Source organism: Klebsiella ornithinolytica, from assembly GCF_030505655.1.
Lineage (GTDB): Bacteria > Pseudomonadota > Gammaproteobacteria > Enterobacterales > Enterobacteriaceae > Klebsiella > Klebsiella ornithinolytica.
In genome coordinates this window covers 3407749-3427077 of the sequence record NZ_CP130153.1, presented here as the reverse complement: position 1 = coordinate 3427077, position 19329 = coordinate 3407749, and the positions used below count along the sequence as shown (strand labels likewise).

Sequence of the window (19329 nt, the reverse complement as noted above, 5' to 3'; positions counted from 1 at the left end):
TGTGATATCATGGTAATACTAAAACTATTGTGAACTCTGCGCAATTCTAGCCCACACGGCTTTGTTATTTCCATCATGTCCATAAATATCTACATCTCTAACCTCAACAATTGCACCCTTAGGTATTATATCGCCAGTAAGATCTTCACTTCTTACAATGTTTGCTTTAATCGGGGATGTAAATTCATTAGTTGTTCCTTGGTTTTTGAAATCTACTATGTATAGTTTTTTTTCTTTTGCTAAGCGAAGTATTTCTCCCAGCCTGGGTGTGAGTTCTTTGGATTGGTACATGGATTTTTTTATTGTATAGCTAGGTTCAGTTATATAATTGGAACCTGATTTATCTAAGTAACCGATAAAAATCCAACCGGAGTTTACATTTATATGATAAGCGGGTGATTCAGTATTGCATATCAACGGTGCATTTATAAAACTGCAAGGGAAAAATGATGCCAAGTTTTTAACTGAACTGGAGAAATTAGATAGTCCAGTAATGGCGATGGATATAATGGAGATGAATACAATTAGCTTATTGTTTCTGCATCTCTCCAAGAACTTTTCGTGTATAGTCATGCTGGTTTTTCCTAAAGGTATATATTGGGCTTATATTTGATGTTTTTGTTTTGTGTGGCGCAAACTAATTTTCTTGGCATGATTTGAATTGCAGTAAGAAGTGCAATGATGGAGGGGTTTATGTTTAAAAAGTATAAAACAGTGACTTCTTTATTAATATTTTTTTAAAGCATGACTTAAAGCATTATAAGTGCAGTTGTATGCAGCTTGTTATTAAGCGTTTATCGACTTGCCTGACACTATCAAACTAATACAGCACCCGCTATTTGCGCGAGGTGGGGATTATGAAGATGTCCGACAAAATTTTTTCGGCGGCCTCGTACTGCACGTCAGGCGGCCTGATATGTACTGGATTGGCACAAACCTATGACTGGTTTCACGGGTTGGACTGGAATTTTATAGCGCTGGCCAGCGGTGTAGTAATCGGCGTTGCGACATACCTGACCAATCTGTATTACAAGCGCCGCTGGACGAAGATGTATCAGCAATCACTGGATCGTGGATACGGTGGGCAACCTCCGCAGGATAACTGATATGGCCAATCTGAAAACAAAACTCAGTACGGCCATGCTGGCGCTCATTGCTGCCGGTGCATCAGCGCCGGTGCTGTTTGATCAGTTTATTAGCGAGAAAGAAGGTAATGCGCTGGTGGCCGTTATTGATCCCGGCGGAGTGTGGTCATTGTGCCACGGTGTAACGGTCATCAATGGCAAGCCCGTTATTAAGGGGCAAAGAGCGACCGAGGCGCAGTGTAAGCAGGTAAACGCCATTGAGAGGGACAAGGCGCTGGCATGGGTCGACCGGAATATCAAAATATCGCTGACAGCTCCGCAGAAAGTAGGTATTGCCAGCTTCTGCCCGTATAACATCGGCCCCGGGAAATGCTACCCCTCGACTTTCTATAAGCGTATCAATGCTGGGGATCGTAAAGGTGCATGTGAGGCAATTCGCTGGTGGATTAAAGACGGTGGTCGTGATTGCCGTCTGACTAAAGGGCAAAAGAATGGTTGTTATGGTCAGGTCGAACGGCGTGATCAGGAAAGTGCGCTGACGTGCTGGGGGATAGACCAGTGAGCCGCACCACCTGGATTATGGCGCTGGCCGCCGTGATTATTATCGCCGCTTTATCCGTTCTGCTGGTGCTCGCAAAGTCAGACCTTAACACTGTGGAAAGCGATAAACGCTTGCTTGAATCGGACAACGCATTGCAGGGGCAGGTCATTGCAACGCAGGTCTTCAACATTAACCGCTTCAATCAAACCGCTCAGATAGCCGCACGGGCAAATGCAATTGTGGCCGGGAACAGCGATAAAACGGTTATCGAATATCGGGAGATATTACGTCGTGAAAAAACATGTGATCTGCCTGTTCCTGCTGTTATCGCTGGTGGGTTGCTCGAATACACCTACCGTTTACGTACCAGCGCAATGCACGCCGATACCGCAGGAACTGACTCAGCCGATGATCGTGCCACTGCCGCCAGCACAATGACATATTGTCAGGCGGTGCTCTGGATTAAGCCATTACTGGCAGTTATCGAGAAGGGGAACAACAACTTTGCAAGCATCCGAAAAATTGAACTGACCCGAAAATGAAGATTCACTTTACAGCATGCATTTACGAGATGGTCCTAAGTGCATGATCACTTCTAAGGTGGTTTGGAGGTGAACCTCCAGAACCTTCGTCGCTTAATTCACTGATATAAATTCAGCGTGGAATGTTCACTAATGCCAGTTGTCGGTTGTGTTCAGGTCTAAGTCATTTTAAAATCGAGCCAATCTTGTTTGCTGGAGTGCTAACAGTTGATTCCATCGTTTTCAGTCTCGGGAGTACTTCCACCTTTCGTAGGTGAGGAACCCGCTATCCCAAGTGCGCAAGCGCCTTATCGAATCACCATGTTAGATTTGGTGCAGAGATTTGCTATCAGCTTGGAAAGAATTGCGATTTTAGAAGGCCTCTTTGGCTATCGTTCAAAGATGCGTTCCCTAAATGTCATGGGTTATCAATGGCTAGATGGAAGTTTTGTTGAAGACTGCGAAAGAACTCGTGGAAGAGCACCCGCTGACATTGATCTAATCACGTTCGCTTATCGACCACAAAACGAAGAAGGGCACTTTATTGATACAGTTGCTTTCCTTGAGTTAATGGATTTGAACCCTGATTTGTTTGACCCTGAAGCCGCTAAGCAAGCTTACATGTGCGATGCATACTACGTTGATTTTAACCAGGCACCACATACGCTGGCTGCAGCAGTGACGTATTGGTGTAATCTATTTTCCCATTCGAGAATACAAAATCTTTGGAAAGGAATATTACAAGTAGATTTAAACGTGGATGATTCGGAGGCTATAGCTATACTGGGCAATATGAAGAGCGAACTGTTGGCTGCTCAAGGGGGGAGGGAATAATGATTAAAAAACTTGAATTAGACACCCTTAAGGCGGAAGTAGCTTCGCTTGATTATCTCATTTCTGAGCGTTCAGTTGAGGATCCTATTGGCGCTAGACAGTTTATTAAGCGAAGAGAAAAATTACTTGAGAAAATAGCTACTGTTAATAATGCTGTTTCGTCTTTCGCCAGTGTTGGGTTGTTTTTTGGTGGGGCACCTGTATTTGGCTCAAAAGGAATAGATTCGCATTTTGCGAGTAACATTATTGATAAATTCCAGTCTATCGTTAATAAACGCTATGCTTTTCTTGAATCCGGAACATTGTCTTCAAGGGGCCCAGTAAGAAATAGCAACAATGCTAAGCTAATGATAAGTGATGTTGCTCGAGGTTCATTTGGGTTTGTATTAGAAGAAGCGCCAAAGGATAGTCTCTTGGAGGTTGATACAGAATTGAAACATGTCGTTGAGGACGTGAACGATATTCTTAACAAAATATCCTCTCCGGAAGACTCTGTCTTTGAAGAGGTAATTGAAGACTTAGATGACAGGACGTTAAATGATGTTCGCTCATTTTATGAGGAGTTGTACTCGTCTCAAGCGACATTAAAAGTAATTGATGATCGTTCTGAGTATATTCTTAGCTTAGATAAGATTTTCTATGCCAAAAATAGAATGGATCGAGTTAGGTTTTCAGATGAAACAATGACAACTATTTTTGGAAGGTTGTATGTCGTCCCGTACGAAAAAAGATTTGAACTGCGAGTAGAAGGAAGGGATGCCCCTATTCGTGGTAAAATCACTAAACAATTTCTTGAGTCCCATTCCAATGATTTGGACAGCATTATAGGGCGTGATTGGAATGCACAACTGTTAGTAACAGATATATACAGAAATGATGTGCTGGTGAGTACCCGATATACTTTAGATAGTATTAGTCAATAAACGAAAACCGCCTCCGGGCGGTTTTTTATTGCCATCACTATGGTTAGACCCATTCATAATGGCATATTGCTGTTATTTTCCTTCAACGAACTGACAATTCTTCTGGTAGTAGAAGGTTTGCGCTATTTTGGACCACGATTCAGGTCCTGGAGTCCAGCCATTACTGAGAATCGACTTATACATTTCATCCGAAAGATCTGACACTACCCATTGGTAATAAATGGCAAAGTCAATTGCTAAATCGTTTGGTGACGGGTTGTATTCTCTACCTGTTAGCTGTGGTTGCGCATCTTTGAAAGATTCAACCGACATTTGCATTAGTTTTTGGGCAGCATTCGCTATCTTCTCATTTGATACGGAAGTGTTAGCGATAAAAGCACATTGTGTTATTGAGTTAAGCCTTTGCGAATCCTCTGCAGAAAGACCGATTGAAAATGACTTGAAAGACAAAAAGACCAAAATAAATGCTATTTTTCTCATTACACAGTTTCCTGAAATTGGATTTGAACAATTTTATTTAACATGACTTAACAGACTCAAAAGTGGATAAGCATTCTATTCATTTGATTATACGGCTTGATACAGCACATTAGAACGATGGTAGTAATAAATTAGCCAACACGACTGGAAGGCTATCGTGATGGTATACAGGGCCGGGGTGATGTCTCTATGTGAAGGCGCATTACAGCACCTGTAATGATCATCCCTACTAATCATAAATCATGAATGTCCTTTATCGAGGATAAGAGAGTATTCATGCCACCACGCGCAAAGCGCCCTTGCCGTCATAAAGGATGTGCTGCTGTTACGAACAACGTAAGTGGGTACTGCGATACACACCAGCAGGAACATGCAGGTGAAGGCTGGAGGAATTACCAGCCCGGAAAGAGCCGGCAGGAACGCGGTTATGGTCGCCTCTGGGAACTCATTCGTCCTCGAATATTTCAGCGAGACAAATACCTTTGCCAGAATTGCCGGCGCCAGGGCATTGCAATGAAAGCAGCCAGTATCGATCACATCATCCCAAAAGCTCACGGCGGTACAGATGACGACTCCAACCTGGAGGCGTTGTGCTGGCCATGCCACAGAAAGAAAACAGCAACAGAGAGAACGCGATGAGTAACCTGAATCTGAAAATTGAATACGTAGATGGGAAATTAGTGGCCCTGGAACGCAATGGCCTTTCTTTCATGGATGTCGGAGTTACAGGGCTTTTTTTCAATCACACCCTCAAAACTACACCTCAGCTGAACATTGAAATGGGTGGGACTCCCGTCGATGAGACATCATCTCAGCCGAACCAGCACTCGCAAACGGATCCAGTAGTTTCAGTAAGCACAGAGCCACCGAAGGAAGGTGAGCTCCTTCCATCAGTACCACAATCCAAACCTCACGGACGTCGTCGCCGTAACCGCCAACGGAGCCAATAATGTTTAACCGTAATGAGCTAACTCTCTCCATGTTCTACTCGTCCAGCACCGACAATGATGGTAACCAAATTGCCGCCATCATGCTACAGGTGAGTAATCCTGAATCTGTGGCTGTACAAACCAGTCAGTTGCTTTGCTCCACTGACAAAGCCAGGAAGAAGACCTATTCCGTAGGCGAGCAGATGACGAAGAACGGCTCCGACCCGTTACTGGTCGCTATTGAAAACTACTGGCGTCAGAACACAGAGGCTGTGGTTAGCGATTTGCTGACTGACGTAGCCGATTTCATTGCTGGCGGTATGAATAATAATTCCACCTGGATTGGTTTCAATGGTCTGAAAGTATTCGAGAACGCTCCGTTGGAAACTCATATCCCTGGAAGCGTGCTGCAGGCTGATGGTGCGTAGCCAGAATGACGACCTCCACCTCGACTGAGGCTGGCATCAGCCAGGGGTAGGGGGATAAAATCCCTGACCCCTTTCGCGCTTCAGGACTGCCGCTTGAAGGACATTTTTACACGCCAGAAATAAGGATCTTTTTTCCGGCAGACTTCACCTATTAAAAGAGGAGTTATGGCTGGTGGAATTCGATCGTCTGGAGGGGGGAGAAAACCAGTTTTACCCGCCGGGCAAAAAAGCAAGCTGACCCGCATCGCCCCTCCGGCTGAGTTAATGGGGGAGGCGGCTGTAAGAATATGGAAAACCCAAAGCAAAATTCTAATCGAAAGAGGTGTCTTTGAACTTGAGGATGCCCCTCTGCTCCTGGCCTACTGTAACGCCTTCCATCTGATGCTCGAAGCTGAAAAGTTACTGGCTGCGGGACTGACAACTGAAAGTGAAACGGGAGGGTTAAAAAAACACCCTGCCGTAAACGTCAGAAATGACTCTGTTTCCCAGATTGCCCGTTTGGGCTCACTACTGGGGTTAGATCCGCTCAGCCGTATCCGAATGACCAGCGGCAGAAATGATCCGGACGATGACGGGAATGAATTTGATGAGTTTGACTGATGGCCACATATCCGAACGTCAATGCGGCAAACCAGTATGCGAGGGATATCGTTGGCGGGAAGATTCTGGCATGTCAGTTAACCATTCTTGCCTGCCAGCGACACCTTGATGATCTGGATCGCGCGAAGGATCCGAACTGGCCTTACCGGTTCGATAAAAATAAGGCGGAGCGTTTTCTCCGCTTTTCCCAAAAAATGCCACATACCGCCGGTGAATGGGCCCGCAGAAAATTAAGAATTGATTTTGAACCCTGGCAAAAATTTGCCCTGGGGGTGCCGTTTGGCTGGGTGAACAAAAAAAGTGGCCTGCGGCGTTTCACTGAGATCTATATCGAAGTTCCGAGAAAGAACGGCAAATCAGCTATTGCTGCTGCTGTCGGTAATTATATGTTCTGCGCTGATGGTGAACATGGCGCAGAAGTTTACTGCGGCGCCACGACCGAAAAGCAGGCATGGAAAGTGTTTGCACCGGCCCTGTTAATGGTGAAAAAACTGCCTGCATTGCGGCAGAAATTTTCTATAAAACCCTGGGCGAAAAAAATGACTCGCTCGGATGGTTCCATTTTTGCGCCAGTAATTGGCGATCCTGGTGATGGTGACTCGCCATCATGCGCCATTATCGACGAATACCACGAACATATAACCGACGCCCTGTATACCACGATGACAACAGGGATGGGGGCTCGTGAGCAACCCATTACGCTCATTATCACGACAGCAGGTTATGACATTACCTCGCCGTGTTATGAGAAGCGCGAACAGGTGGTGGAAATCCTACGCAAAACACGCAAGGGCGAAGAGAATGAGGGTATTTTCGGCGTTATCTATGGTCTTGATGATGATGATGACTGGACTCAACCAGAATCACTAATTAAAGCCAATCCCAATTACGGGATATCGGTAAAAGAAAATTTTCTTCGCGCAAAACAGTTACTGGCGATTTCGAACCCCAGTCAGACTAACAAGATTCTTACCAAGCATTTTAATCGCTGGGTAAGTGCAAAAACTGTCTTTTACGATTTACAGAAATGGATGGCTGCCGCTGACAAACGCCTGAAATTGTCTGATTTTGCCGATGAAGAATGTTGGCTGGGGATAGACCTCGCGTCAAAGGTCGATCTTAATGCCGTCATTCCTGTTTTTCGTCGTGATATTGAAGGCATTACCCATTTCTATTGCGTAGGGGCAATGTTCTGGGTGCCTGAAGACACAGTCTATTCTGTCGATCCCAAACTTAAGCATACCTCCGAACGTTATCAGTCCTTTGTGGGTCAGGGCGCTTTAATTCCAACTGATGGGGCAGAAGTTGATTATCGGCTGATTTTCGAGTCAATCCTGCAGTTACGTCAGAACGTGAAAATCGCCCAGTGCCCGATCGATCCTTATGGTGCCACTTCCTTACGCCATCTGCTTGAGGAAGAGGGACTGGAGCCCGTCGAAATTAGACAGAACTTCACACATATGAGCGACCCAATGAGAGAGATTGAAGCTGCACTGGCATCGGGTCGATTCCACCATGACGGAAATCCCATCATGAACTGGTGTATTCAGAACGTTGTAGGCCGCTATTTGCCGGGCAGCGACGATATTGTTCGCCCAACAAAGGAGGGGAAACAAAACAAGATTGATGGTGCGGTTGGTTTAATGATGGGCATAGGGCGTGCCATGCTGAACAGCTCAGTCATCAAATCTGTCTACGATGAGGAAGATATAGCGTGTTAATTGCAATTCTGAGTTTCATTATCGGCCTCGCCGGGGCTGTATTGATGTCTGCCGGCGCCTGGCTGTTTTGTCCCGCAGCGGGACTGATAACCGGTGGCATTATTTGCATGGTCTGGTCGTTTTTAATCGCCAGAACGGCGGTTGTCAGCGCTAAAAATGGGGGAGATGATGTTCATTCCCCAGATGTTTAGAGGACAAAAACGGTCTATATCAGGGGGCGGTTTCTGGGAAGCTATGCTGGGCGGCGTTAGTTCAAGCCAGAGCAAAGCTGGCATCATGATTACGCCTGAAACCGCGCTGGCACTTTCAGCTGTACGGGCCTGTGTCACCCTCCTGGCAGAGTCTGTCGCGCAGTTGCCTGTCGAACTTTATCGACGAGATAAAAATGGTGGACGGCAACGTGCGACAGACCACCCGATTTATGACCTGATTCACTCCCAGCCAAACAAAAAAGACACCTCATTCGAGTATTTTGAGCAGCAGCAGGGGTTGCTGGGGCTGGAGGGAAATTGCTACTCGATCATCGACCGCGATGGAAAAGGCTACCCGAAAGAGCTGATCCCGATTAGCCCGAAAAAGGTGATTGTCCTGAAGGGGCCGGATGGGATGCCGTATTACGAAATACCGGAAATCGGCGAAACTTTGCCAATGCGCATGATGCATCATGTGAAAGTGTTTTCACTGGATGGCTATATCGGCACCTCCCCCATTCAGACGAACGCCGACGTTCTTGGTCTGAATCTGGCCGTTGAGGAACATGCATCGGCGACATTCCGGCGCGGTACAACGATGAGCGGGGTGATAGAGCGTCCGAAAGAGGCCGCTACTATTAAAAGCCAGGATGCCATTGACCGCCTGCTGGCGAAATGGACCGAACGTCATTCCGGTATCCATAATATGTTCTCTGTGGCGTTGCTTCAGGAGGGCATGAGCTACAAACAACTGTCGCAGGATAACGAGAAAGCGCAGCTGCTACAGTCACGCCAGTGGGGTGTGGAAGAGGTTTGTCGCCTCTACAAAATCCCGCCGCATATGGTGCAAATGCTGGCAAAAGCGACCAACAACAACATCGAGCACCAGGGCCTGCAGTTCGTGATGTATACGCTGCTGGCATGGTTGAAGCGCCATGAAGGCGCTCTGCAGCGAGATTTGTTGTTGCCCAGCGAACGCCGTGACTTGTATATCGAATTCAATGTTTCCGGCTTACTGCGTGGCGACCAGAAATCGCGTTATGAGTCATATGCGCTTGGCCGCCAGTGGGGCTGGTTGTCGGTTAACGATATCCGGCGTATGGAGAACCTGCCGCCGATAGCCGGAGGTGAAAAATATCTGACGCCGCTGAATATGGTCGACAGCGCACAAATCATCCCTGGCGATAAAAAGCCGACGGCGCAGCAGATGTCAGAAATCAACACCATCCTGTCCCGATCCTGAATACCACCCGCAGCGCGGGCTTACCTGGTAAAAACCATGACAACGAAACAAATTAACCTTCCGCACCTTGCGGAGATGGTCTTTGGCGTGCCGCATTATGTGTCACGGCAGGCAATGGATGCTGTAAAAGCTGTATTGCTTCCTCGGATTCAGGGAACGGTGACTGACCCTGTCATTACGATGGTGCTAAATCCGAATGATACCAACGTCCCTGAGCAGGTCCAGCCATCCGGTGGTGTGGCCGTTATCCCATCTCACGGTTTACTGGTTCCTCGACGTGGACAAATTACACAGGCGTGTACAGAGCTAACCAGTTATGAGCGAATCCGCAGCCAGCTATATGCCGCATTAAACGATCCCTCAATTAGCGAAATTGTTCTGGATATTAATTCCGGTGGTGGTTTTGCATCAGGGTGTAAAGAACTGGCTGACTACATTTATCAATCGCGAGAAACCAAACCCATTACCGCGATTGTGAACTTTAATGCTTTTTCAGCAGCTTATTTTATCGCCTCTGCCTGTAGCAAAGTCGTTATCAGTCAGACCAGCGGTGTGGGGTCTATCGGGGTAATAATGGAACACCTGGATACTTCGAAGATGGAAGAAAATATCGGTGTGAAATTTACGTCTCTGTATCGTGGAGATAACAAAAATAACGGTACTTCGCATGAGCCGCTGAGTGAATCCTCTCTCGCGATGTACGGCAAGATGCTTGACGACATGTACCAGACATTCACTTCTTCAGTAGCTGAATATCGTGGTCTTGATTTACAGGCTGTTATTGATACGCAAGCAGGAGTTTTCTTCGGGGCTGACGCTATTTCAGCCGGTCTTGCTGATGAAATTTCTGACCCTCAGACGGCGATCAATGCTATCGCGGCAAAGTATAAGCAACCCCGTCAAAAAACCTCCATTCAGACGCAGGCAGCCGCGATGGACCTGCAAACCAAAATGTAACCCGACGCAAACGCGTCACTACCAGAAAGCAGCCTCCGGGCTGCTTTTTTTATACCTAAAAAAGAGAGAAATAAAATGCCACAGATTGAAGAATTGCGTCGTCAGCGTGCGGGTATCAACGAACAAGTTCAGGCCCTGGCAACCATTGAAGCGAACGGCGGTACGCTGACGGCAGAGCAGCTGACAGAATTTTCCGGCCTGCAGCAGCAGTTCACCGACATCAGCGCCAAAATGGAGCGCATGGAAGCGGCAGAACGTGCAGCCGCGGTCGTCGCGAAGCCTGTAAAAGCGACCCAGCATGGCCCGGCAGTTATCGTCAAATCAGAGCCGAAGCAATATACCGGTGCCGGGATGACCCGCCTGGTGATGTCTGTTGCAGCGGGGGCCGGTAATCTGCAGGACGCGGCAACGTTCGCCGCAGAGGAACTGAATGATTCGTCAGTATCGATGGCCATCTCAACCGCAGCGGCTTCTGGTGGCGTCCTGATCCCACAGAATCTGCACAGCGAAGTGATTGAGCTGCTGCGCGACCGTACTATCGTTCGTAAGCTGGGCGCCCGCTCTATCCCGCTGCCGAACGGCAATATGTCGCTGCCGCGTCTGGCCGGTGGTGCAACGGCAAGTTATACCGGTGAAAATAAGGATGCCACCGTATCCGAGTCGCGTTTTGATGACGTGAAACTGACGGCGAAAACCATGATTGCAATGGTGCCGATCTCCAATGCGCTGATTGGTCGTGCGGGGTTCAACGTCGAGCAACTGGTCCTGCAGGATATTCTGACCGCCATCTCCGTTCGTGAAGATAAAGCGTTTATGCGTGATGACGGTACCGGTGATACGCCGATTGGTATGAAGGCGCGCGCGACACAGTGGAATCGTCTGCTGCCGTGGGAGGCTGCGGCTGAAGTAAACCTGATTACGATCGATACGTATCTGGACTCCATTATGCTGATGGCGATGGACGGAAACTCCAACATGATTTCTTGTGGCTGGGGTATGTCGAACCGTACTTACATGAAACTGTTTGGCCTGCGTGACGGCAATGGCAACAAAGTTTACCCGGAAATGGCGCAGGGTATGCTGAAGGGGTATCCGATCCAGCGAACCAGCGCCATTCCGGCAAATCTCGGTGATGGCGGGAAGGAATCCGAAATTTATTTCGCTGACTTTAACGATGTAGTCATCGGCGAAGATGGCAATATGAAGGTCGATTTCTCCAAAGAGGCCTCTTACATCGACAGCGATGGCAAGCTGGTTTCCGCGTTCTCCCGCAATCAGTCATTGATCCGCGTAGTGACTGAACACGATATCGGTTTCCGCCATCCGGAAGGCCTGGTGCTGGGTACCGGCGTCTTGTTCTAACCCATCCATCCACAGTAAATAAGGCCCGCATATGCGGGCTTTTCTGTTTCAGAGGCAGGAGGTAATCAATGGCAGGTAAAACAACGAAATCCGCAGCAGGCAAAGATGAGACAACGACTGATGCATCCCTGGATGCTTCCGGCACGAGTGGGACTGCTGCTGAAGTGGCCAGCCGTAATACCGGTGACGACACCGTTGGTGCCGACGGTGGTAGCGGTGCTGAAGGCGGGGAAAGTGCATCGGGGAGCTATGCCGACACGCCCGTGGATGGCCCGGAAAATACCGGCACCAGTAATAGTAAAAGTGAGCCGCAGGCCCCAGCGGAGGTAAAAGTGCCAGAACGTAAAGCCGTCGTATTCCTCGGCCCATACCATCGCTATTCACGCGGTGATAAAGCCTGTTTTGACAGTCATTACGCGGACGAGTTGGTTTCTCGCGGCATTGCGGTATGGCCGAAAGATGCCAAACGCGCGATGACACCCAAACCGGGAGATAACGACTTTGATACTGACATTGGTTGAAGTGAAAACCCAGCTTCGCCTGGAGCTGGATTTCACGGAGCATGACGGCATGCTCACGCAGATGGTTAATGCCGCACAACGGAGCATCGAGCGTGATTATTACTGCAAGTTGGTCACCAGTGATGAAGAGCTGCAGGCGCTCCCGGAGACGGTACGCGGATTCATTGCTGATGAAGATATCAAGCTGGCCATCCAGTATCTGGTCAGTGATGCATATCTGAATGGCCATACCGGGCAATGGCTGGAAACTACGGCTGTGAAATATCTCCTTTTCCCTATTCAGGAGCATACCGTATGAGCCTGAAACCGGGAGAGATGAACTGTCGTATCGCGATCAGCTATATCCAGTCTGGACGAGGGCCGCTGGGTGAACCGCTACCGGAAACGCTGGTCGAGGTGGGAAAAGCCTGGGCGAAACCTGAACTGGTATCGGGGCGAAAGGTCCGAACGCAGGATCAGGAGCAGGTGGTGGAAACCCGGTTATTTACGGTTTATCCGGGAGTTCTGGTCGATTTGGACTGGAGAATCACGACGAAAGATCTGGTTTACACCGTCCGGAATATCGACCGCAAAACGGACCAGATCATCATTACGGGGGAGGCAGACGGGCGGCATGATAGAACTGGCGATTAAAACTGCGCTGGAGCGTATCACCGGCCTGAATGCTTACCCGCTACTGTTGCCGGATAACGAGCAGGAAGGCGTTACGTTTCAACGAATTTCAGACCCGGAGATGTACGCGGGAACACTGCGAACCGGACTCATTTCAGCGCGGTTTCAGGTGACAATTTACCGGATTGACGACTACACCGACCTCCTGCAGATGGACAAAAAAATCTGGTCTGAATGGAAAAATATCGTGCATGGCCAGCTGGAAAATATCCCGGTTCAGTTCATTGAACGCAGCGGCATCCGGCAGGACAAAACGACGTTGACGAACCGCCGCAGTCAGTACCGCTTGATCCGCGATTTCATCATTCACTACGCGGAGGATACGTCGTGATACGAATGGAAGTGAAAGGGCTGGATGAGCTGGAACGGCAGCTGATTGCCCTGGGAGAAAAAGTCGGTACGAAGATTTTGCGTGACGCTGGCCGGGAGGCGCTGAAGGTTGTTGAAGAGGACATGCGGCAGCATGCGGGCTTTGACGAAACGTCGACCGGGCAGCACATGCGGGATTCAATCAAAATCCGATCTTCTACCCGAAAGGCCAAAGGGAACGCGGTTGTAACGCTCCGTGTTGGCCCCAGCAAGCAACACTATATGAAGGCGCTGGCGCAGGAGTTCGGCACGGTTAAACAGGTTGCAGACCCCTTTATTCGACCCGCCCTGGATTACAACGTCCAGACAGTTTTACGCGTCCTGACCGTGGACGTTCGAAACGGTATTCAAAACAGGTAGCGACCGCTACCGATTCATATAAGAGAGAACAATCATGGCTGAGAATCAGACATCGCCTGAGTATGCAATGCTGCCGGCAGGCACGCTAACCAAATGGGGGAAACCCGGCGACGCGCTGGCGGCGCTGAAGGCGCTTGATAACTGTAAAGCGCTGGGTGCGATGGGCCAGACCGGCGGGTTCGTTGACTGCACCACGCTGAAGGATAAGCAAAAGCAGTCCATCAGCGATCTGCCGGATGGCCCGGAAAAATCTCTGGGGTTCATTGATGATCCTGCGAACGTGAGCTTTACGGCGTTACTTAATGCGGCAGAAGCCCGCGAGACTATTCAGCTTTATGTTGAGCTGCCGAACAAGCGTACCGCGACAATGCTGCTGGCACTATCTGGCTGGCAGATGAACGAAATCACCGCACCGGCGAGCGAGGTTATTCAGATCACCGTCCAGGGAAAACAGAACAAAATCACCTGGGGCACTGTTGCAGTTGGCGGCGAATAAGCAGCATTTCTATCCATAACAGACAGCCACCTCCGGGTGGCTTTTTATTTTTAAGGACGACCCGTGAAAGATAAAAATTATGACCTGTCCGCGCTTAAATCCGCGTTGCTTAAATCAGTCCCGACGGTAGTGAAAACCGAGTTGTTCGGCGCAACGGTCTATATCCGCCGCCTGACCGGGGATTACCTCATCAGCTACGAAGAGAAAATGGCTGAAACCGCAGAAGCTGGCGCAGTGCGAGAGGCATCGGAGCAAATAATCCAGATCGTCATCGATGCACTGGTTCAGCCAGATGGAACGGCCATTCCGGATGAGTTTAAACCCACGGTAGCCGAACTGCTGAAGGCCCATGAAAACCCCGAACTGCTGGCCGCAGTGGACAAAGTGAAGCTACACGCGATCGGCAAGCTGGAGGAAGCGGAAAAAAACTAAATGACTCGCCCTGGCTGGAGCTAATTTTCTGGCTGGCCGACCGCTGGGGCGAGCCTGACCCATCCAAAATTGCGGCACTTCCGGCAAACACCCTGTACCACTGGCGCGCCTACTTCCTGAAACAAGGTATTTTCAGCCGCCCTGGCGATGAAAATGCGCCTCCTCCCGAAACAACCCCAGCGCCATCTCGGACGAGTATTGATGATGAATGCGCGGCAGTCATGAGGGCATTAATGTAATGGCAGACGTCGCATCTTTAGCGGTCGGGCTGCACCTTAACGCAGCCAGTTTTAAATCCCAGCTTCTGGGCGCGTATGGCGATGCGGAGAACCAGTCAAAACGGTTTAACCGCAATGCCCAGGCGGACGCGAAAAAGACGGAGGACGCCTATAAGAAGGTTGGCCTGTCGATATCCGGGATGGCCAGCAGGCTGGCGGGGCTGGCTGGGGCTGGCCTCTCTGTCAGCACGATCATCACAACGTCCAGGCAGTACGGACAGGCATTATCAGACCTGCAGGCGATCACCGGCGCGACCGCCGGTGAAATGAAAGCGCTGGACCTGGCCGCGCAGGAAATGGGGCGCACAACAGAGTACAGCGCCAGCCAGGCCGCTGAGGCGCTCAAGCTGATGGCATCGGCTAAACCGGAGTTGCTAAAAACGTCCGATGGCTTACAGCAGGCGACTAACAGCGCCCTGACCCTGGCGCAGGCCGCAGGAACGACGCTCCCGGATGCGACAAAAACGCTGGCGTTGTCGTTAAACCAGTATGGTGCGAGCGCGCAGGAGGCCGATCGTTATATCAACGTTCTGGCCGCTGGCGCAAAGTATGGCTCATCCGAAATCACGGATACGGCAGCGGCGATTAAAAACGGCGGCGTTGCCGCTGCGCAGGCTGGTGTCGGCTTTGAGCAACTGAATGCGGCCATTCAGGTTCTGGCCGAGCGTGAAGTGAAGGGCGGAGAAGCGGGAACGGCGCTGCGTAACGTCATCCTGAATCTGGAAAAGGGAACAGATAAAACCCTCAAACCTTCGGTTGTTGGCCTGAGCCAGGCGCTCAATACGCTGGCAGGCAAGAACCTTTCAACGGCCCAGGCGGTGAAGCTGTTTGGTGTGGAAAACCTGAGTGCGGCCTCCATTCTCGTCCAGAATCGCTCAAAGGTTGATGAACTGACCGCCTCGTTGACCGGCACAAAAACGGCGCATGAGCAGGCGTCAATCAGGGTCAACAACCTGAACGGCGATCTGCTTGGGTTGAGCAGTGCGTTTGAAGGGATGGTGATTAAGATTGGTCAGAGCAGTAACGGCCCCCTTCGCAGCGGGATTCAGACCGCGACTGATGCGCTGAACGGCCTGGCGGATAACTTCAACACCGTCACCAGTATTGCGCTTTACAGCCTGATCCCGGTTCTGTCCACGAAGCTAACCGCAGGGCTTCGGGAAAATATCAGTGCCTGGCGGGAAAGCCAGGCGGCAGTAAAAGCGAGAGCGCTTGCCGATGCTGATATCGCTCGTAAAACACTGGATTCGACAGCCGCTATCCTGAAACAAAACGATGCCGAGTTTGGTCACTACCGGCAGATGGAGCGGACGGCTAAACAGTACGGGATGAATATCAGTTACCAGGACGAGTTTACCCGGCTTATCCGACAGGAAACTGAACAAACGAATCTGGCCAGCCAGGCGAAGTCTAAGCTGGCGGCAGCTAACCGGCAGGTGTCGATATCTGCCCGTGCGGCATCCGTTGCTGTAGGTCTGGCAAAAGGCGCGTTTAATTTAATTGGTGGCCCGTTCGGTGCCGCGATGCTGGCCGGTTCGGCCATTCTTTACTTTCATGAGAAAGCAAAAGAGGCGCGACAATCGGCCATTAATTTAAAAGACGCCGTAGTCGAAACCAGTGAAGCACTGATGCGCCTCTCTCTTAATCAGTTAAATGTGAAGCAGTTCGACCTGAATGATCAGTATGAAAATCAGGTTGTTCAGCGGAACCAGTTGATAAAAGAGATTCAGGATGCCGACAGCCGCCTCGACGGCCTCAAAAGCTTTGACCCCTTTGGCCAGCTGGATGGGGTGACAAAAGACCAGACGCGTGCGCGTGCGGACCTCGATAGCGTTAATGAGGGATTGCGCAAAACAGAGGAAAATATCAAGCGCGTCAGTGACGCAAAAACACTGGCTCAGCTTGGGCTATCCGGGAAAATAACGTCGCTGACTGACGATCTGAAAGGCGCGCTGAATAAGCCCGCCAAAGAGACCGGAGACGGGAATCCCTGGACCGGTGAGGGTGGTACCGGGAAAGGGAAGGGTGATAAAGCCAGGCTCGACCAGTTCAAAACGCTGCGGCAACAAATTGAAGAAGCCCATGCCTCCAGCCTGGCCAGGATTAACCTGCAGGAAAAAGACAGCAACAGGGAGTTGCGGGAAGCGGCGCAGAAAAACGGAGCCAGTGATGCTGATCTGCAGCGCGCGCTCTTAATGAATGCGGAGAACTACCAGAAGCAGCGACTGGATCTGGCCGCGCAGTATTCACCCGCACAGGAAAGCTTACGCAAGGAGCAGGAGGTCAGCCGGGACCTTTCCGGGCTTTTCAAAGCCCGTCTGCTTACGGAAAAAGAGTACCAGACTGCCCGGATAACGCTGGCCAGAGAGACCGCGAAAGAGCTTTTGCAGGCGAAGGCCGACGAAATCGCCGCTCCTGAACTGGATATCGCCGGTGACGTTGATCCCCTTGTCGCGTTGAGCAATCAGTTAGCTCAACGGCAGGCATTACTGCAGGCGTACTACCAGGGCAGTGCGATCAGCAAAGACCAGTACGAAATGCTGATGCAGAAAGCGTCAAAAGAATCCGCTGATGCACAGTATCAGACCTCGCTGGAGCTGTATCGCTCGCAGGGTGTATTTCAGAGCCTGGCCGTTGGGTTATTTGAGACGACGTATGAGCGTTCAACCAACTTTTTAACAAGTACGCTGACACGAACCCAAAGCTTCAAAGAAAACATGGTTGGCCTGTTCTCTTCCCTGACGCAGGCTGTCATTAAAAACCTGGTTGATATGGCTGCTCAGGCGCTGATCACTAGTTCGATCATGCAAACCATCATGGGCGTGGTCGGCATAGGGACCAGTATCGCAGGTGGGGCGGCTGGCGCTGGCTCAGGGACGGCAATTCAGAATGCAGGCAGTAACTTCCAGTTTAACGCCAAAGGTGGCGTCTACGATTCCCCTTCATTAAGCGCTTACAGCAACCAGGTCCACGACACTCCGCACTTCTTCGCCTTTGCTAAAGGCGCGGGCGTATTTGCCGAGGCGGGGCCAGAGGCCATTATGCCGCTGACGCGCGCCGGTGATGGCTCGCTGGGGGTGCGTGCGGTCGGCGGCGGACAGAACGCCAGTGCCACCGAAGGGCCAAAGGTCTGGATCTCTATCTCCGGTGATAAAACATCCACTGATAGCTCATCAGGTTTTGAGGAATTTGGTCAGCAAATTGGGTCATTCGTCGAGAAGAAATACCGCGAGCTGCAGGCGAAAGACATGCGTCCGGGTGGTGTTATCTGGAACGCCGTAAAAGGACAACGTTAATGGCCATTGAGATATTTACCTGGAGTCCCCGAGTCAACCCTACGCAAACCGTCGATTTCCGTGTCAGAGAGGCGAAATTTGGTGACGGTTATACGCAGGTATCAGGGGATGGATTAAATACCCGGTCACAGGAATGGGAACTGAATTTTGTCGGTACCGAGGATTATATCCGCCCGATAAAGCAGTTCCTGGACCGGCACAAAGGTACAAAGTCATTTCAGTGGACCCCGCCTCTTGAAGATGTGGGGCTTTTCCGCTGCAAGCAATATAAACCAGTACCGATGGGTGGGGGGAACTATTCCCTGTCGGCAACCTTTATTCAGGGATTTAAACCATGAGCCTTAATGCAAATTATCAGAAGCTTGAGCCAGGCGATTCAATTCAGTTTCTGGAAATTGATGGCCGTGCGTTCAACATGGATGAGGTCTTGTATTTCCACGGCTATAACGTTCCGCACTCAGCCGAGGAAATTATCGCCGCCGGTGGCGATGAATCAGAACTGCCTGCCAAAAGTATCTGGTGGCAGGGTACTGAATATAAAGCCTGGCCGTGCGAACTGGACGGTGTCGAATCCTCTACTACGGGCAGTGATGCACAGCCTACGCTCAGGGTGGGTAACGTAGAGGGGAAAATTACCGCACTGTGCCTGCATTACGACGATATGGCGATGGCGCGGGTCACTATCCGTGAGACGCAAAAGCAGTATCTGGATGCGCGCAACTTCCCTGACGGGAATCCCACTGCGGACCCGACGCAGGAAAAGCGGCAACTGTATTTTATCGACTCCAAAAGCCTCGAAACCGACGGCGAGGTGGAGTTCACTCTTTCCAGCGCGATGGATGTGCAGGGGATGATGATCCCCACCCGGCAATACCATTCGGTTTGCACCTGGTGTATCCGCAACAAATACCGTAGCGGCGATGGCTGCGATTATGCCGGTACAAAGTATTTCGATAAGAACAACAAACCGGTCGACGACCCGTCACGGGATGTCTGCAACGGGACGCTCACGGCGTGTAAATTGCGCTTTGGTGAAAACAACGAGCTACCGTTCGGAGGCTTCCCCGGAACCAGCCTTATCAGGAGCTAA

General features: G+C 50.2%; 26 protein-coding genes. 24 read left to right on the top strand and 2 right to left on the bottom strand.

All coding sequences use genetic code 11. From position 1 onward, the window contains the following. Positions 1-24: 24 nt before the first annotated feature. On the bottom strand, positions 25-573 hold the full coding sequence (locus tag Q1L34_RS16405; RefSeq protein ID WP_327204180.1) for a hypothetical protein: 549 nt from the start codon (positions 571-573) through the stop codon (positions 25-27). A 284-nt stretch (positions 574-857) separates the two neighbouring features. Between Q1L34_RS16405 and Q1L34_RS16400 the strand changes: the two genes are divergently transcribed. The 5 genes from Q1L34_RS16400 to Q1L34_RS16380 all read left to right on the top strand — a co-directional run bounded on the left by Q1L34_RS16400 (position 858) and on the right by Q1L34_RS16380 (position 3904). Then, the gene (locus tag Q1L34_RS16400) at positions 858-1106 is read left to right on the top strand and encodes a phage holin (RefSeq protein ID WP_130573914.1); all 249 of its coding nucleotides are present in this window, start codon (positions 858-860) and stop codon (positions 1104-1106) included. Position 1107: 1 nt separating this feature from the next. Beyond that, complete coding sequence (locus Q1L34_RS16395) at positions 1108-1647, top strand: lysozyme (protein ID WP_327204179.1); 540 nt, start codon at positions 1108-1110, stop codon at positions 1645-1647. Between the two features lie 17 nt (positions 1648-1664). Beyond that, a complete protein-coding gene (locus Q1L34_RS16390; protein WP_327204587.1) occupies positions 1665-2168 on the top strand; it encodes a hypothetical protein in 504 nt (167 codons plus the stop codon). A 207-nt stretch (positions 2169-2375) separates the two neighbouring features. Further along, a complete protein-coding gene (locus tag Q1L34_RS16385) occupies positions 2376-2981 on the top strand; it encodes a DUF6932 family protein (protein WP_404684685.1) in 606 nt (201 codons plus the stop codon). Further along, complete coding sequence (locus Q1L34_RS16380; protein WP_327204177.1) at positions 2981-3904, top strand: hypothetical protein; 924 nt, start codon at positions 2981-2983, stop codon at positions 3902-3904. Before Q1L34_RS16385 ends, Q1L34_RS16380 begins: the two co-directional genes overlap by 1 nt. A 72-nt stretch (positions 3905-3976) precedes the next feature. On the opposite strand, the gene Q1L34_RS16375 is transcribed toward Q1L34_RS16380, so the two are convergent. After that, the gene (locus tag Q1L34_RS16375; RefSeq protein WP_327204176.1) at positions 3977-4384 is read right to left on the bottom strand and encodes a hypothetical protein; all 408 of its coding nucleotides are present in this window, start codon (positions 4382-4384) and stop codon (positions 3977-3979) included. A 276-nt stretch (positions 4385-4660) separates the two neighbouring features. On the opposite strand from Q1L34_RS16375, the gene Q1L34_RS16370 reads away from it, so the two are divergent. The 19 genes from Q1L34_RS16370 (at position 4661) to Q1L34_RS16280 (ending at position 19329) form a co-directional block, all read left to right on the top strand. After that, positions 4661-5023, top strand: a complete 363-nt coding sequence (locus Q1L34_RS16370) for an HNH endonuclease (RefSeq protein WP_327204586.1) — start codon at positions 4661-4663, stop codon at positions 5021-5023. Then, a complete protein-coding gene (locus Q1L34_RS16365) occupies positions 4984-5334 on the top strand; it encodes a hypothetical protein (protein ID WP_327204175.1) in 351 nt (116 codons plus the stop codon). The genes Q1L34_RS16370 and Q1L34_RS16365 overlap by 40 nt, the downstream gene beginning before the upstream one ends. Continuing rightward, a complete protein-coding gene (locus Q1L34_RS16360) occupies positions 5331-5741 on the top strand; it encodes a hypothetical protein (RefSeq protein ID WP_327204585.1) in 411 nt (136 codons plus the stop codon). The genes Q1L34_RS16365 and Q1L34_RS16360 overlap by 4 nt, the downstream gene beginning before the upstream one ends. A 165-nt stretch (positions 5742-5906) precedes the next feature. After that, entirely contained in the window at positions 5907-6341 is a 435-nt protein-coding gene (locus tag Q1L34_RS16355) for a phage terminase small subunit P27 family (RefSeq protein WP_128320805.1), read from the top strand. Continuing rightward, positions 6341-8062, top strand: a complete 1722-nt coding sequence (locus Q1L34_RS16350) for a terminase large subunit (RefSeq protein ID WP_327204174.1) — start codon at positions 6341-6343, stop codon at positions 8060-8062. The genes Q1L34_RS16355 and Q1L34_RS16350 overlap by 1 nt, the downstream gene beginning before the upstream one ends. Continuing rightward, a complete protein-coding gene (locus Q1L34_RS16345) occupies positions 8056-8253 on the top strand; it encodes a hypothetical protein (RefSeq protein ID WP_159867254.1) in 198 nt (65 codons plus the stop codon). The genes Q1L34_RS16350 and Q1L34_RS16345 overlap by 7 nt, the downstream gene beginning before the upstream one ends. After that, positions 8231-9496, top strand: a complete 1266-nt coding sequence (locus Q1L34_RS16340; protein ID WP_327204584.1) for a phage portal protein — start codon at positions 8231-8233, stop codon at positions 9494-9496. Before Q1L34_RS16345 ends, Q1L34_RS16340 begins: the two co-directional genes overlap by 23 nt. A gap of 36 nt (positions 9497-9532) precedes the next feature. Then, positions 9533-10453: a S49 family peptidase gene (locus Q1L34_RS16335; RefSeq protein WP_327204173.1), complete on the top strand. Its 921-nt coding sequence runs from the start codon at positions 9533-9535 to the stop codon at positions 10451-10453. A 75-nt stretch (positions 10454-10528) separates the two neighbouring features. After that, on the top strand, positions 10529-11815 hold the full coding sequence (locus Q1L34_RS16330; protein WP_327204172.1) for a phage major capsid protein: 1287 nt from the start codon (positions 10529-10531) through the stop codon (positions 11813-11815). A 68-nt stretch (positions 11816-11883) separates the two neighbouring features. Further along, positions 11884-12336 (top strand): hypothetical protein, encoded by a 453-nt coding sequence (locus tag Q1L34_RS16325; protein WP_327204171.1) that lies wholly within the window; start codon positions 11884-11886, stop codon positions 12334-12336. Continuing rightward, entirely contained in the window at positions 12317-12634 is a 318-nt protein-coding gene (locus tag Q1L34_RS16320; protein ID WP_327204170.1) for a head-tail connector protein, read from the top strand. Before Q1L34_RS16325 ends, Q1L34_RS16320 begins: the two co-directional genes overlap by 20 nt. Beyond that, positions 12631-12969, top strand: coding sequence for a phage head completion protein (locus Q1L34_RS16315; RefSeq protein ID WP_327204169.1), 339 nt, complete (start codon positions 12631-12633; stop codon positions 12967-12969). The genes Q1L34_RS16320 and Q1L34_RS16315 overlap by 4 nt, the downstream gene beginning before the upstream one ends. Then, positions 12950-13339, top strand: coding sequence for a hypothetical protein (locus Q1L34_RS16310; protein ID WP_327204168.1), 390 nt, complete (start codon positions 12950-12952; stop codon positions 13337-13339). The genes Q1L34_RS16315 and Q1L34_RS16310 overlap by 20 nt, the downstream gene beginning before the upstream one ends. A 5-nt stretch (positions 13340-13344) precedes the next feature. Next, the gene (locus tag Q1L34_RS16305) at positions 13345-13737 is read left to right on the top strand and encodes an HK97-gp10 family putative phage morphogenesis protein (protein ID WP_434064502.1); all 393 of its coding nucleotides are present in this window, start codon (positions 13345-13347) and stop codon (positions 13735-13737) included. Positions 13738-13771: 34 nt separating this feature from the next. Next, on the top strand, positions 13772-14233 hold the full coding sequence (locus tag Q1L34_RS16300) for a phage tail protein (protein WP_327204166.1): 462 nt from the start codon (positions 13772-13774) through the stop codon (positions 14231-14233). Positions 14234-14296: 63 nt separating this feature from the next. Further along, complete coding sequence (locus Q1L34_RS16295) at positions 14297-14665, top strand: phage tail protein (protein WP_327204165.1); 369 nt, start codon at positions 14297-14299, stop codon at positions 14663-14665. Positions 14666-14903: 238 nt separating this feature from the next. Further along, positions 14904-18239, top strand: coding sequence for a phage tail tape measure protein (locus tag Q1L34_RS16290; RefSeq protein WP_327204164.1), 3336 nt, complete (start codon positions 14904-14906; stop codon positions 18237-18239). Beyond that, the gene (locus tag Q1L34_RS16285) at positions 18239-18577 is read left to right on the top strand and encodes a phage tail protein (RefSeq protein WP_327204163.1); all 339 of its coding nucleotides are present in this window, start codon (positions 18239-18241) and stop codon (positions 18575-18577) included. Before Q1L34_RS16290 ends, Q1L34_RS16285 begins: the two co-directional genes overlap by 1 nt. Continuing rightward, positions 18574-19329: a phage minor tail protein L gene (locus Q1L34_RS16280; protein WP_327204162.1), complete on the top strand. Its 756-nt coding sequence runs from the start codon at positions 18574-18576 to the stop codon at positions 19327-19329. Before Q1L34_RS16285 ends, Q1L34_RS16280 begins: the two co-directional genes overlap by 4 nt.

Excerpts from the sequence above, each read along its gene's own strand:
- Q1L34_RS16365 (WP_327204175.1), top strand. The coding sequence starts at position 4,984 with ATGCCACAGAAAGAAAACAGCAACAGAGAGAACGCGATGAGTAACCTG.
- Q1L34_RS16290 (WP_327204164.1), top strand. The coding sequence starts at position 14,904 with ATGGCAGACGTCGCATCTTTAGCGGTCGGGCTGCACCTTAACGCAGCC.
- Q1L34_RS16280 (WP_327204162.1), top strand. The coding sequence starts at position 18,574 with ATGAGCCTTAATGCAAATTATCAGAAGCTTGAGCCAGGCGATTCAATT.
- Q1L34_RS16315 (WP_327204169.1), top strand. The coding sequence starts at position 12,631 with ATGAGCCTGAAACCGGGAGAGATGAACTGTCGTATCGCGATCAGCTAT.
- Q1L34_RS16310 (WP_327204168.1), top strand. The coding sequence starts at position 12,950 with ATGATAGAACTGGCGATTAAAACTGCGCTGGAGCGTATCACCGGCCTG.
- Q1L34_RS16375 (WP_327204176.1), bottom strand. The coding sequence starts at position 4,384 with ATGAGAAAAATAGCATTTATTTTGGTCTTTTTGTCTTTCAAGTCATTT.
- Q1L34_RS16305 (WP_434064502.1), top strand. The coding sequence starts at position 13,345 with ATGGAAGTGAAAGGGCTGGATGAGCTGGAACGGCAGCTGATTGCCCTG.
- Q1L34_RS16340 (WP_327204584.1), top strand. The coding sequence starts at position 8,231 with ATGTTCATTCCCCAGATGTTTAGAGGACAAAAACGGTCTATATCAGGG.
- Q1L34_RS16300 (WP_327204166.1), top strand. The coding sequence starts at position 13,772 with ATGGCTGAGAATCAGACATCGCCTGAGTATGCAATGCTGCCGGCAGGC.
- Q1L34_RS16285 (WP_327204163.1), top strand. The coding sequence starts at position 18,239 with ATGGCCATTGAGATATTTACCTGGAGTCCCCGAGTCAACCCTACGCAA.
- Q1L34_RS16330 (WP_327204172.1), top strand. The coding sequence starts at position 10,529 with ATGCCACAGATTGAAGAATTGCGTCGTCAGCGTGCGGGTATCAACGAA.
- Q1L34_RS16370 (WP_327204586.1), top strand. The coding sequence starts at position 4,661 with ATGCCACCACGCGCAAAGCGCCCTTGCCGTCATAAAGGATGTGCTGCT.
- Q1L34_RS16390 (WP_327204587.1), top strand. The coding sequence starts at position 1,665 with ATGGCGCTGGCCGCCGTGATTATTATCGCCGCTTTATCCGTTCTGCTG.
- Q1L34_RS16325 (WP_327204171.1), top strand. The coding sequence starts at position 11,884 with ATGGCAGGTAAAACAACGAAATCCGCAGCAGGCAAAGATGAGACAACG.
- Q1L34_RS16400 (WP_130573914.1), top strand. The coding sequence starts at position 858 with ATGAAGATGTCCGACAAAATTTTTTCGGCGGCCTCGTACTGCACGTCA.
- Q1L34_RS16405 (WP_327204180.1), bottom strand. The coding sequence starts at position 573 with ATGACTATACACGAAAAGTTCTTGGAGAGATGCAGAAACAATAAGCTA.
- Q1L34_RS16395 (WP_327204179.1), top strand. The coding sequence starts at position 1,108 with ATGGCCAATCTGAAAACAAAACTCAGTACGGCCATGCTGGCGCTCATT.
- Q1L34_RS16380 (WP_327204177.1), top strand. The coding sequence starts at position 2,981 with ATGATTAAAAAACTTGAATTAGACACCCTTAAGGCGGAAGTAGCTTCG.
- Q1L34_RS16355 (WP_128320805.1), top strand. The coding sequence starts at position 5,907 with ATGGCTGGTGGAATTCGATCGTCTGGAGGGGGGAGAAAACCAGTTTTA.
- Q1L34_RS16350 (WP_327204174.1), top strand. The coding sequence starts at position 6,341 with ATGGCCACATATCCGAACGTCAATGCGGCAAACCAGTATGCGAGGGAT.
- Q1L34_RS16335 (WP_327204173.1), top strand. The coding sequence starts at position 9,533 with ATGACAACGAAACAAATTAACCTTCCGCACCTTGCGGAGATGGTCTTT.